Consider the following 14929-nt stretch of genomic DNA (forward strand, 5'->3'; position numbering starts at 1 on the left):
AATGTGATCGGGGTGCCGTATGTCTATTTTTAAGAAACAAGAAATGTATTGGGCAAATCGCTTTGAAGATGATGATTATCTGGTTCATTTGCCTTATTGTAAAACGACTTCAACGCACATAGACGATACACAGCATCAGAAGTATATATATAAGCCTTTGTCAACCCACGTGTCACATCAAATCAAGTCCATCTCGAAAAACGCTCCAATGGCGATTTATACGATATTACTAACTGGAGTTACGTGTCTGTTATATAAATACACCAATGAATCCAAAATGATTGTTGGCATGCCAACGCTGGAAGAAAAGAATAATGAACTTTCACTGTCCAATAAATATTTAATATTAAAAAATAATATCGATCGTACGATGTCATTTAAATACGTATTTAATCAAGTGAAGGTAAGTTTAAGTGAAGCCATCCAGCATCAACGATTACCCTTCAGAAAGATGGTCGAACATTTAAACGTTCAATATGATTCGAACCAGTTACCTATGATCCATTCGATGGTTTCTTTGAAAGAAATTCATCCAAACTTGGATGAGAATAACGTAAAAGCAGCGACAATGTTTCATTTTGATCTGGAGAACGATGGTGTTCAATTGAAACTCGCTTATGATGAAGAGCGTTATGATCGAGATTATATAGTCCAAGTTATAGAACATCTGGACCAATTGTTTTCTGTCATGTTGAGCCAGCCTGATTTGGAATTAAGTGAAGTGGAGATGCTTTCAGAGTTTCATAGAAACCAATTGTTAGTTGATTTTAACGATTCGGCCGCGGAGTATCCAAAGAACAAGATGATACACCAATTAGTTGAAGAGCAGGTAGAACGAACACCGGAGCATGCAGCTGTGGTATTTGAGAACAAACAGCTCACGTACAGCGAGCTAAATCAACGAGCAAACCAATTGGCCCGGACACTTCAATCCAAGGGTGTGCAGGCGGGTCAGTTGGTTGGGATTATGGCAGAACGCTCACTTGAGATGATCGTAGGTTTACTCGGGATTTTAAAAGCCGGAGGAGCCTATGTTCCTATTGACCCGGAATATCCGGAGGAGCGTGTTCATTTTGTACTAGATGATTCCAAAGTGAACCTCTTGCTACTGCAAAGTCATATACAGAAGCCGGCACATTTTGCGGGGACATGCATCATTCTTGATGATAAACAGAGCTACCACACCAATGCTTTGAACGTGGAGACTGAAACGAGTTCAACTAACTTGGCATATGTGATCTATACATCAGGCACAACAGGAAAACCGAAGGGCGTTATGATTGAACATAACAGCATTGCAAATTCTCTTCAGTGGAAATCGGAATTCTATAAATTCACTACAAAAGATCGGGTATTAATGCTGAATCCATTCGTTTTTGATTCATTTATTACCCATTTCTTTGGTCCGATTATATCTGGATCCACGGTGTATTTGTTAGATCAGCAACAATGTAAAGATGCTGTAGCAATCAATGCATTAATTAAAAGTCAGGAAATCACGCACATCCAAAGCCCACCCAGTTTTTTGATGACTCTATTGGATCAAGTAAACGCAGAAGACTGGGCTTCCATGAAAAATGTGGTTGCTGCGGGAGAGAAGATTGTTCCTGCCTTGATACACAGATTGCAGCACATCAAACCGCACATTGAAGTTTGCAATGAATATGGTCCAACCGAAAATAGTGTCGTATCAACGGTTCTTTCTATCACCTCCGTTGATCAAGATATTTCTATTGGCAAGCCTATTGCCAATAATAAAGTCTATATTTTAGGGGAACAAAATGCATTACAGCCTATTGGAGTACAGGGAGAATTATGTGTAGCGGGAGCAGGGCTCTCCAGAGGTTACTTGAACCGTCCAGATCTGACGGCGGAGAAATTCGTAGATGATCCATTTGTTATGGGAGCGAAAATGTACAGAACGGGTGACTTCGCAAGATGGTTGCCCGATGGGAACATTGAATATATAGGAAGGGTGGACCATCAAGAGAAAATTCGTGGATACCGGATTGAACTTGGCGAAGTGGAGACTGCCCTTTTAAACATAACCCACATACAAGAGGCCATCGTCATGGCCAAAGAAGATGAAACAGGAACAAAGCAATTATGTGCATACCTGGTCGGGAAGGAAGCAATAACGCTAGGAAAACTTCGGGAAGAGCTGTCCCAGCAGCTGCCAAACTATATGATCCCGTCCTATTTTATACAACTGGATCAGATGCCACTCACCTCAAATGGGAAAATCGACCGTCAAGCGCTGCTAGTTCCAAAAGAAAATATGTTGAAGGGAACGGATTACGAAGCACCACGAACGATTGCTGAACAACAACTCGCATCCATCTGGGAAGACGTACTTGGTGTTGAGAAGGTTGGGGTTATGGATAATTTCTTTGAGCTCGGAGGGGATTCGATTAAATCCATTCAAGTTTCTTCGAGATTATATCAAGCGGGCTATCAGGTTCAGATGGATCATTTGTTTAAATATCCAACCATAGCAAGTTTAATTCCCTATGTCCAACCGATTAGTGCGATGTCCGAGCAGGGAAGCATTACTGGTAAAGTGATGCTGACTCCAATTCAGCATTGGTTTTTTGAGCAATATAAAGTAGATGCCCATCACTATAATCAATCGGTTATGTTATATCGGAAGGAAGGTTTTCACGATGCAACACTTCGTCGTGCATTAAATAAGCTTAGTAAGCATCATGATGCCCTTCGTATGGTGTACCGCCAAACGGAACAGGGATATGAAGGATGGAATGAAGGGGAGGAAAAAGAACCTTTATACACGCTTGAAGTAATGGACTTTAAGACATTAGCAGAACCATCTCAACAGATAGAGAATAAAGCCAATGAAATTCAGAGCGGGTTCAAATTGGATAGTGATCCCTTGATGAGGTTAGGCTTGTTCCAATGTGCAGATGGAGATCATCTATTAATCGTTATTCATCATTTGGTCATCGACGGAGTTTCATGGCGAATTTTGATCGAAGACCTCTCTAGAGCATATGAACAATTAAGTCAAGAAGAACCAATTCAGCTTCCGCAAAAAACAGGTTCATTCCAATTATGGGCAGAAAAAATCCATTTGTATGCGGACAGTGAAGCGATAAAACAAGAGCTTGAATATTGGAATGAAATAGAACAGGCAGTATATAAGCCGTTGCCTAAAGATGACAGACAGGATTATGCACTGGAAAAAGACAGTGAAGAAATAACTGTGGAATGGACAGCAGCAGAAACGGAGCAGTTATTGAAACAGGCGAATCGTGCCTATAAAACGGAAATTAACGATTTGCTGCTTAATGCATTAGGCATGTCTATTCATCAATGGACAGGCGTGGATAAAGTTCTGATCAATCTGGAAGGGCATGGAAGAGAGCAGATTATACCAGATCTAGATATTACACGTACGATCGGATGGTTTACGAGTCAATATCCTGTTGTACTGAATATGGAAGCCAGTTCAAAAATGTCTCGTCTCATCAAGACAACCAAAGAAAGTCTTCGAAAGATCCCCAAAAAAGGCATTGGTTATGGTGCTCTAAGGTATCTAAGTGGAAATCAGAAAGAGGCTCCATTCACCTTGAATCCTGAGATCAGTTTTAACTATTTGGGACAATTTGATCAGGATCTTCGGAATAGTGCGATGCAGATATCACCTTACTCGGGCGGAGCGACAGCAAGCGAGAACCACAGAAGAAATCATCTTATTGATATTAACGCCTTAATTGTGGAAGGGAAATTGTCGGTGTCACTTCGGTATAGCCGCACACAATTTCGAAAAGAAACGATGGAGCAATTGACGAAATATTTCAGAGATTCTCTGCAAGAAATAATAATGCATTGCGTGACAAAAGGGGAACCTGAGCTCACACCAAGTGATGTTTCGTTAAAAGGAATCACGATTGAAGAATTGGAAGGATTTATCCATCAATCTGAACACATCGGAGAAATCGAAGATATATATGCTTTGTCGCCCATGCAAAATGGCATGTTTTTTCATCATCTTCTCCATTCAAATTCTGAGGCTTATTTTCTTCAAACGACACTTGATCTTCATGGGGCATTAGACGTAGAAGCATTCTCGAAGAGTGTGGATCATATGATGCAGCGGAATTCCATATTCAGAACGAACTTCCACAGCAAATGGAAGAATGAACCACTGCAAGTCGTATACCGTCATAAAAAGAATGGACTTATATACGAAGATTTGCGTGAAATGAATGAAGACGATCGTGAAGCATACGTGGCATCCTATACAAGAGAAGATAAAATAAAAGGTTTCGACTTGTCTCAAGATGTATTAATGCGTATCTCGATCTTGCATACCCATGATGAAACATATCGTTTTATTTGGAATTATCATCATATTTTGATGGATGGATGGTGTCTATCTCTTGTAATACAGGAGTTGTTTGACGGATATTTTGCTATACAAGAACAACGAAAACTTGAGGACAGGGTACCGATCCCATACAAACAATATATAGAATGGCTGGAAAAACAAGATCATGAGCAATCTTTGAAATACTGGAGTGACTATTTACAAGACTATGATGAGCAAACTACGTTGCCGAAAGACAATACAATAACGAATCGTGATGAATATCGTTCAGAGAATATTATTTTTACACTAGGTACAGAATTAACCGGGCAATTGGCACAAGTGGCCAGTCAGAACCAGGTTACGCTGAATACGTTAATGCAAACAGCATGGGGAATGTTACTTCAGAAATATAATGACAGTGAAGATGTTGTATTCGGAAGTGTGGTATCCGGCAGACCTGCCGCAATCGTCGGTGTTGAGAGCATCATTGGCTTATTCATCAATACAATTCCCGTACGTATTCAGGCCCAAGGAAACGAGACCTTCATAGAGATGATGAAGCGTAATCAGGAACAAGCTGTCGCTTCGCATCATTACGAAACGTATCCATTATATGAGATTCAAACGGTAACTCAGCAGAAACAAAATTTGATAGATCATATCTTGGTGTTTGAAAATTATCCCGTACAAGGCATTACGGAGCAGTTTGGGGATCAGAAGAAGACGGCTCTTCAGATTACCAATGTAGAAGCGGATGAACAAACGAATTATGATTTTAACCTGATTATCAAACCAGGAGAAGAAATGAAATGGATGTTCTATTACAATGCTAACGTCTATGATCGGGCAGGTGTAGAACGCATTCGAGGTCATTTGATTCAAATAATGGAGCAAGTGATCAACAATCCACATATCCGTATCGATGAACTGGAAGTCATTACAACCCAGGAGAAATCACAAATATTAGAAATTTTTAATGATTCCTTGGCTGACTATCCATTGGACAAGACGATTCATGGGCTGTTTGAAGATCAGGCGTTACGAAGACCTGAACAAGTGGCGGTTGTATTTGAGGATCAACAGTTGACCTATAAAGAACTGAACGAAAAAGCGAATCAATTGGCAAGAACGCTGAAAGTCAAAGGAATTCAGACGGATCAGCTCATTGGAATCATCGCTGAACGATCACTCGACATGGTCATTGGAATTCTCGCGATTTTGAAGGCTGGTGGAGCATATGTGCCTATTGACCCCGAATATCCAGAGGATCGTATTCGCTATATGCTTGAGGATTCCGGAGTAGATGTATTATTGCTGCAGAGTCATTTACAAGAACGCATATCTTTTGCAGGAGAGGTTGTCTGCCTGGATCGACCTGAGTTTTATCATGAAGATCATTCAAACTTGGGAACGATTGGTACAGCAACGGGCTTGGCATACGTTATTTATACTTCGGGAACGACAGGTAAACCGAAAGGTACGTGTATTGAACATAAAAATGTTGTTCGTTTATTGTTCAATAGTAAAAATTTGTTTGACTTTAATGCATCAGACACATGGACGTTATTTCATTCCTTTTGTTTTGATTTCTCGGTATGGGAAATGTATGGAGCGGTGCTCTATGGCGGTAAATTAGTCATCGTACCACAAATGACGGCCAAAAGTCCGGAACAATTTTTACAATTGTTAAAAGATGAACAAGTGACGATATTGAATCAAACGCCAACATACTTCTATCATCTTCTTCAAGAGGAACGGAAAGATCATGGAGAAGAATTAAAGTTGAGAACAGTGATTTTTGGAGGAGAGGCCCTCAATCCAGCGTTATTAAAGGACTGGAGGACTAAATATCCATTCATCCAGTTGATTAATATGTATGGGATAACCGAAACGACGGTTCATGTAACCTATAAAGAAATAACCGAAATTGAAATATTTGAAGGAAAGAGTAATATTGGAAAACCAATCCCTACGTTGCAAACGTATATTTTGGATAAACAACAACGGATTCAACCGATTGGCGTTCGGGGAGAGTTATATGTAGCAGGTGAGGGGCTTGCCAGAGGTTATCTGAACCGACCTGATTTAACAGCAGAGAAATTCGTAGATAATCCTTTTGTTACAGAAGGGAAAATGTACAGAACAGGAGATGCCGCGCGATGGCTGCCGGATGGAAATATTGAATATCTGGGACGGATCGATCATCAAGTGAAAATTCGCGGTTACAGAATTGAGCTTGGTGAAATCGAAACAGTGCTATTGAGAATAGACTCCATTCAAGAAGCGGTCGTTATTGCTCGTGAAAATGATGATGGATCAAAGCAATTGTGTGCGTATTGGAAAGGTGATAGCTCGTTAACAGCAAAGAAAATCAGAATGGCATTATCCCAGGAAATCCCTGATTATATGATTCCGTCCTATTTTGTTCAATTAGAACATGTACCGTTAACATCTAATGGGAAAATTGACCGAAAAGCCTTGCCATCTCCAGAGAAAAGCATGCAAATAGGAACAGAATATATGGCGCCGCAAAACGCTATAGAACAAACGATAGTCTCTGCATGGGAAGCTGTGCTTGGCATTCAAAAGATCAGCATATCCGATAATTTCTTTGAACTCGGGGGCGACTCCATTAAATGTATTCAAGTTTCCTCTCGTCTGCTTCAAGCTGGATATAAAGTGGATATGAAGCATTTCTTCACCTATCCGACCGTTGCGGAGTTAAGTGTACACGTTACATCAGTAAGCACGGCTTCTGACCAAGGGGAAGTTACGGGACAAGTCATACTGACGCCAATTCAGCGCTGGTTCTTTGATCAGAATATGGTGGACGCACATCATTACAACCAGGAAATGATGTTCTATCGAGAAAAAGGCTTTGATGTACAGTTCATTCACAACGTGATGAATAAGATTCTGAAGCAACATGATGCTCTTCGCATCGTATATCGTCAGGTGGCTGAAGGCGGATATGAAGCGTGGAATCGAGGGGGAGAGGAAGGAGAATTATTCAGTCTTGAAATCGTTGACCTTAAGAGAGAAGTAAATCCTGCACCAATCATCGAAAATAAAGCGAAAGAAATTCAGAGCAGTATAGATCTGTGTCAGGGGCCGTTAATCAAACTGGGCTTGTTCCAATGTGCTGAAGGAGATCATTTACTTATTGCCATTCATCATTTGTTGGTAGACGGGGTTTCATGGCGTATTTTATATGAAGATATTCAGGCAGGACATGACCAATTCTTAAGAGGTCAAGAAATCCAGATTCCACGGAAAACGACTTCGTTTAAACAATGGGCAGAACAATTGTCTATGTTTGCAGACAGCGCCTCGATGGAGCAAGAGAATAACTATTGGCGTCGTGTGGAGAAAGGGGAAATAAGTCCGCTGCCTAAAGATTTTGATTGTGATGAGACAATCGGAAAAGAAAGTGAAACGATAACCATTCAGTGGACAGCTGCGGAAACCGAGCAATTATTAAAGCAGACACATCGTACGTATAATACGGAAATTAATGATATATTGCTAACGGCATTGGGAATGGCTATTCATGATTGGACAGGCATGGAAGAAATCGCAGTAAATCTGGAAGGGCACGGTAGAGAAGCTATCATTCCGGACTTGGATATCACACGCACAGTGGGATGGTTTACGAGTATGTACCCAGTCATTCTTAAGATGGAAGCTGGGATTGATGTATCAAGGAGGATTAAGACCGTCAAGGAAGGACTGCGTCAGATCCCAAATAAGGGCATTGGTTACGGGATTTTAAGGTATTTGTCACACGGAGATGAAGGATTCATTTGGGAGAAAAATCCCGAGATCAGTTTCAATTATATGGGACAGGTGAATCAAGATTCGGACAAGGATGGAATTAAATTCTCATCTTATTCTAGCGGACCATCCGTAAGTGAGAACAACAAGAGACCGTTTGTACTTAATATCAATGGTATTGTTATTGAGGGAAGGTTATCACTGACCATTAACTATAGTCGAAGACAATATCGACGGGAAACGATGGAGCAACTGGCTTGTTTCTATAAGGATACTCTTAATAAAGTAATTGAACATTGTGTAATGAAGGAACAAGTCGAACTTACACCAAGTGATATTTCCTGCAAGTCATTAACCATGGATCAACTGGATCAAATCGTGGAACAAACTCGGCATATCGGTCAAATCGAAAATGTATATCCACTAACACCATTACAGAAAGAAATGCTGTACGAAAGTGAACGAAATCCAATATCGGGAGCCTACTTTGTGCAAATCATGTTTGATATGCGTGGGGATTTCGATGTTGCCTCTTTTGCACAGAGCCTGGATCAATTAATGCAAAGGCATGCAATATTGAGAACTAATTTTTATAGTCATTTCACGGATATTCCTTTACAAATTGTTTATCAAGAGAAGAGATTTGAATTTAACTATGAAGATGTAATCGATATAAATGAGGTGCAACGTAAAGCATATGTTGAAGATTATATAGAGCAGGATCAGGCAAGAGGCTTTGATTTACAACAAGATTCTCTAATTCGTATGTCTGTTTTACGAACCAAGCATGAGGAATACCGCGTCATATGGAGCTTCCACCATATTTTGATGGATGGCTGGTGCATGTCTCTTGTAAGTAAAGAGATTTTTGAGAATTACTTTGCGATACGGGAGAACAGAAAACCTGAAATGACTCTATTAACGCCGTATAGTCACTTTATTGAGTGGTTGGAACAGCAAGATAATGAAGGAGCAATAACCTATTGGAGTCATTACTTGGAAGGTTATGAAGGGCAAACGAAATTGCCCGGAGAAAGAATCAAAGCGAAGCATGCGAGACAAGATTCCAGAACACTAAACTGTTATTTAGATGATGGTTTAATCCAGCAAATGAAACAGGCTGCGGAGCAGCATCAGGTTACCATGAGTACGTTAGTGCAGACCGCCTGGGGTGTATTGCTGCAGCAATATAATGAAAGCAACGATATTGTATTTGGCAGTGTTGTATCGGGCAGACCGCCTGTCATTCCTGGCGTCGAAAGCATGATTGGATTATTTATTAATGCAATCCCTGTTCGTATCCACTCTAAGGGTGAAGAATCGTTTATATCCCTAATGAAAAGAAACCAAGCACAAGCTGTTGATTCACATGCGTATGATACGTATTCGTTATATGATATTCAAAATCTAACCGAGCAAAAGCAACCTCTGATTAACCATGTGCTTGTCTATCAGAATTTTCCTGAGAAAGATCGGATGGAGAATTTGGGTGAAAAAGGCGAAAGACCGCTTGAAATTATGAATGTCCAGGGTAAAGAGCACAATAGTTTTGATTTTACGTTGATCATAAAACCTCATGAGAACATGAAGATCATATTGATGTACAATGCTAATGTGTATGGCTTATCCACTATGCAACAGATTCAACAAGATTTTATTTCCATGATGAAACAAGTGGTCACGAACCCGGAAGTTAAAATAAACGAACTTGGATGGATTACGATGGGGCGTATGTAGACCACCTAAAAGTAAATGAATGATTCAATAGTCCTGAATGATTATTGAATCATTCTCTTATGTAATTCAGCGCTCACGATTTTGGGGTGGAAAATCACCTTAAAAGGCCTGAGCGTTTGTATCCTTCTTTCAACATTTGCACCTAGTTGTCCGATATATAATAAGTACGCCCAAATGACTGGAAAACGAAAGGAGTGCAGAATATGGATATTGCAGCATTATCAATGGCCATGAGTCAAGTCTCAGTGGCGCAGTCGGCGAGTTTGCAAGTTATGTCCATGTCGAAAGACATGGCAGAGCAGCAAGGTCAGCAACTAACAGAAATGTTAAAGTCGGTTCCGGCTCCTCATCCCAATCTGGGTGGCAGTCTGGATATTTCGGTTTAAAATGATCATCTGAGTAACCGTTCTTCGTTAAACTTGCAGCAAGCAAAGCCCAAACAGCTCCAATTCAATGAATTGAAGCCGTTTGGGTTATTTATTTTGTCTCAGTTCTTCGTCAAAATTGGTGATCTGCCTTCAAACGGCAGCGTATCCTTAAGGGTCCATAACTCATCATAACTGGAGATCTGAAGATCGGCTTTGGACAAGTCCTGATTGCCTGATCCCGGATTGTGATATCCGATACAGTGCATGCCTGCACTCTTGGCAGCCTGGACGCCATTACGCGAGTCCTCGATCACAAGACAATTCGATGGGGATACCCCAATCATTTCAGCTGTGGTCAGAAAAATATCTGGTGCTGGCTTTCCGTGAGCGACTTCTTCACCTGTCATTCGTACCTCAAAGTATTTTCCAAGTCCGGTCTTGTCCATGATCAGATCAATCAGTGCACGTGGAGATGAAGAAGCAACGGCTATCGGAATGTGCTGCTCATGCAGCCAGCTTAACCAGCGTTCCACGAAAGGCATGGCCGTCAGCTTCGGATGGGCCAGCATCGTCTGCATCACATTATGTTGATGGTAGGCGAGGGCTTCTTCTACGGTAGCCGTCAACTGGTGCTTGTCCAATACTTGCCGCCACATTGATTCCAGTGTAACTCCAACATAGGTGTGATGTTCTGCCTCTGTCATCATTGCGCCAAAATGGGCAAAGGAGTTGCGCTCAATCTCGAAATAAATCGGTTCGCTGTCAATCAGTACGCCATCCATGTCAAAAATGACCGCTTGAATGATGCCATCATTCGCCTCTGCCAATCCGCCAAACTCCTTATTTGCTACCATGTTGTATTCCTCCTCCAGGATTCTAAGCAATTATCTCTAATTTATCTCAATCATGGCGAACATTCCACTTTAGTAACTGGAATCGCTCGACTGCAGCACCACTTTGATGGCATGGGAAGAGGCTTGAAGTGTGCGTCCCTGAATATCGCAGCCGAGTGTGCGGAACGCCTCTTCGTAATCCTCCAACGGGAAGGAATGGGTGATGATTTTTTTCGCCGGAATGATCTGCTGCTCAATCATGTAATGTGCTGTTGCGAATGTGCCTAGGGAGTCGATGGAGCCAATGATTTTCAGGCTGCGGTCTACAACTTCCTTGGGATTGAAGGACGTGTTTCCATCTCTCAGACCGACCAGCATGAGATAACCGCCGCTGGCGAGCTGCGAAAGCACCTGTGTGCCTACGACGCCTGTCGTATCCACAATCATATCAACCTGATTGGTTGTAGGTGCCAGCGATTCTATTGCATTTTCAAAGGATGAATGAACCTCCCAGCGTTCCGGTGCAATCGACCCTGCAATAGCCAGGCGTTCTTCGGAGATGTCGACGAGACAGCCAGTTACGCCTTTGGAAGCGAGAGCGTAGCTGTATAGAATGCCAATCGGCCCCGCACCGAGAATAATCGTTCTGAAATTCGGCAGCAGATGGATCTGATTAATGCCCGTAAGCATGCAGCTCAGCGGTTCAGTCAGGGTCGCTTCCTCAAAGCTCACATGGTCCTTCAATTTGTACAAAAAGCGATCCTCAGTTACATAATAATCTGTAAATGTACCGTCAGCACTCACACCTGTCTCCGTAACCGACTTATGTGTGCAATGGTTTTGTCTGCCTGTTCTGCACATATCACATTGTCCGCAATAATAGGTAGGGTCAATGACAACCCGGTCGCCCGGCTGCAGTGTCGTTACAGCAGAGCCCACCGCAATGACTTCCCCGGCAGACTCATGACCAAGAATGACGGAAGGAACCGCATGATATTTACCGCTGACAATACCGAGGTCGGTACCGCATACTCCAGTCGCCCGAATTCGAACCAATACCTGATTGTCTCTTGTGATTTCAGGAACAGGTCGTTCCTCAAGCGCTACATCCCATGCCGATTTGTATACCAATGCTAACATGTTAAAACCTCCTTATAATAATATGAATTACGTACTAATGAACGCTGGCAAGCACCGAGTCCAGTCGCTCTACAATTTCAACCAATTCGTCTTCGGTAGTGGTAAGTGATGGTCTGACCTTAACGACGTTCCCGAAGCCGTAACGTGATCCTCTTAAAATCAGGCGTTCATCCGTGAAGGCACGGTCGATAATGGCGTTGGTTTTATCCGTATCCGGTTCGTTATTGTCACCGACCATTTCCAGGCCCCACATCAGCCCGACCCCGCGAGCTTCACCAATGCTTGGGTACTTCATCGCCAAATCCTGCAGCAATCCGCCCAAAATTTCACCTTTGCGTTTTACGTCATCCAGAAATCCGGGTTCGGATACAACCTCCAGGGTAGACTTGGCAGCGGTAACGGAGATCAGATTGCTTCCTGAGGTGAAGGAATGTTCATGCTTTTCAAGCACATTCAATCGGGACTGCATCAATACCGCAGCAACAGGTACACCGATTCCGCCAAGACCTTTGGCGAGGGTAATCATATCAGGCTGAATATCGAACAGTTCACTGGCGAACATGTACCCGGTACGTCCGATCCCGGTCTGCACTTCGTCAGCAATAAGAATGATGTTGTACTCATCACACAGTTTACGCAGGCGTTTGAAGTATCCCGCAGGAGGGATAATATTGCCGCCATTGCCGAGGATCGGTTCAATGATCATGCAGGCGACTGAGCCGGAGCTCGCATATTCTATGGCATCGGAGATAGCTTCAACACATTGATATCCGCAGTCTCCGCTTGAAGATTTGAATGGGCAGCGATAGCAGTATGGTGCAGGTACATGAACAGAGTTGGGAACAGCCGAATTTGGAAACCGTTTCCGCCGGAAGGCATTTCCCGAAATCCCGGTTGCAAATTGGGTCTGCCCATGATGGGACAGATACAGGCTGATAATGTCTGTGGATTGCGTGTATTTTTGTGCAATTTTGGTGGCACATTCATTGGCTGTTGAGCCCGTAATATCCCGCATCCATCCGGCATTAATGTCGTTTGGAGCATATTCAATCAGATGATCTAGCACTTCATCCACATACGGTTCTGTGAAGGAGGAAGACATATGCGTCAGATTGCCGACTTGTTCCTGAATTTTGCTCACGACATGCGGGTGATTGTAGCCCAGTGAAAGATTGAATGTACCGGATACACCATCCAGATACTCAACGCCTGCATCGTCAATCAACTTAATCCCTTGTCCGGTTCTGAAACGGTTTTTGGTTAAAGTTTGCATACGATTCCCTCCATAAATGTAATGTTCTAGCCTGACGAAGATCAAAAATTCCGGATTACGCAGGCATCACCCCTCTCAAGAAGCAGCGTTTAGATCTCTTTGCTTGGATGTGCGAGAGTCCTGCTTACGGTGCTATTCCTGACGTTCCAGAGCTGAGAGAGAATAAGGGTGAAGAGTAGTATCAGACAAAATCCGGCTAGAATCCAGATCGTATTCACTACAGGCCATGCGCTCATGCTCCAACCCGTTACATATTGCAAGATGGCACCACCAATACCGCCCGATGCAATCAGGATGCTGGTTGTTCTCTCGGTCATGCCGGGAATTAAAAGGTTGGCATAGACTAGGGCGATACAGAACAGCCCTGACATGAATAATCCAGTTCCGAAGATCAGTACATACGTTGCCCATTGGCCTGTCACGAACACCATGGCGACCGCGAACAGAAGTGTACCCACCGTACTCCAGATCAGAAAAGGCATATAGTTAACGGCTTCTGCAATTTTTCCAGAGAATAGACGGCCGATAATCATCGCAATCCATAGAATGGACACACTCAATGAAGCGACAGACTCCTGCAGCTGCAATCGTTCCACAAGGATAGAAGGCAGGAAGTTCATCAGCCCTAGCTCCAGCCCCATATAGATGAAGAAAAAGATGACGAATATCGTTAGCAACCCCAGATGTTTTCTGGAATACCTGGCTCTGCCTGCTGTATGTGAAGCTGTATTTTCACCGGCTTGTTTCAGATAAGAAGCGGCTGAGGTGGGCATGGTCACCCATAATAGCATGAGAACAAGGGATAACGCGGAAACGGTATAAAACGTGAGATGCCACAGGTCAAGCCAGATGTATAAGGCAGCAACTGCCGGAATGAGGAGTGCGCCCAGAGCGAAAAACACATCAAGCTTGGACATTGCGACCGCTTTTTGATTTTCAGTAAATTCTATCGTGAATGCACCAACGGAGGGCTCAATGATGCCTGAGCCAAAGCCAACGAGAATGGTCAGAAGAAGAACCACACTCCAGGATGGTAAAAATCCGAGAACAGCATAAGCCGCCACAATACAGATCAGTGCAATGGTCAACATGGATTTTCGACCGATGCGGACAGTCATGGAAGGAGCGACGAGCACCCCGACAAGAAAACCGAGGAATTGCAAAAATAACAAAAATCCGCCATCACTGTAACCACGCTCATAATGTGTCAATAAAACGGGTAGAAGTGCACCGAGCACAACGCTGGTTATACCGATTAACAGATAGAAACCGCAGCTTAAAGCGAAAATTCTTCTCATGAGTTATCCTCCTAAGATGGATATAAATTTTATATTTTGTAATAAATGTTTCTTTGATATATAACTTATACCATAATTATGCAATTGTACATGCTTTTTATTGTAAAATAATGTTAAATTTTGACGAATGTATGAGCTTACTCACACAATGTTCACCCTAAAACGATTTCGTGTCG

6 protein-coding genes are annotated in these 14929 nt (G+C 42.6%); 2 read left to right on the top strand and 4 right to left on the bottom strand.

The window, feature by feature from the left end; genetic code table 11:
- Positions 1-19 precede the first annotated feature (19 nt).
- Positions 20-9841 carry a non-ribosomal peptide synthetase gene (locus tag ACTWJ7_RS15850; protein ID WP_301877400.1) on the top strand — a complete coding sequence of 3274 codons (9822 nt, stop codon included), beginning with the start codon at positions 20-22 and terminating at the stop codon, positions 9839-9841.
- A 203-nt stretch (positions 9842-10044) separates the two neighbouring features.
- A complete protein-coding gene (locus ACTWJ7_RS15855) occupies positions 10045-10227 on the top strand; it encodes a YjfB family protein (protein WP_024630505.1) in 183 nt (60 codons plus the stop codon).
- A gap of 101 nt (positions 10228-10328) precedes the next feature.
- On the opposite strand, the gene ACTWJ7_RS15860 is transcribed toward ACTWJ7_RS15855, so the two are convergent.
- The 4 genes from ACTWJ7_RS15860 to ACTWJ7_RS15875 all read right to left on the bottom strand — a co-directional run bounded on the left by ACTWJ7_RS15860 (position 10329) and on the right by ACTWJ7_RS15875 (position 14753).
- Positions 10329-11063: an HAD family hydrolase gene (locus ACTWJ7_RS15860; protein ID WP_301877398.1), complete on the bottom strand. Its 735-nt coding sequence runs from the start codon at positions 11061-11063 to the stop codon at positions 10329-10331.
- Between the two features lie 69 nt (positions 11064-11132).
- The gene (locus tag ACTWJ7_RS15865) at positions 11133-12182 is read right to left on the bottom strand and encodes a zinc-dependent alcohol dehydrogenase (RefSeq protein ID WP_301877397.1); all 1050 of its coding nucleotides are present in this window, start codon (positions 12180-12182) and stop codon (positions 11133-11135) included.
- Between the two features lie 34 nt (positions 12183-12216).
- Positions 12217-13455 (bottom strand): aspartate aminotransferase family protein, encoded by a 1239-nt coding sequence (locus ACTWJ7_RS15870; protein ID WP_079349288.1) that lies wholly within the window; start codon positions 13453-13455, stop codon positions 12217-12219.
- Between the two features lie 89 nt (positions 13456-13544).
- Complete coding sequence (locus tag ACTWJ7_RS15875) at positions 13545-14753, bottom strand: MFS transporter (RefSeq protein WP_301877396.1); 1209 nt, start codon at positions 14751-14753, stop codon at positions 13545-13547.
- Positions 14754-14929: the final 176 nt, after the last annotated feature.

The sequence above is a fragment of the Paenibacillus sp. 1A_MP2 genome, from assembly GCF_052244825.1.
In the GTDB taxonomy this organism is placed as follows: Bacteria; Bacillota; Bacilli; order Paenibacillales; family Paenibacillaceae; genus Paenibacillus; species Paenibacillus vandeheii.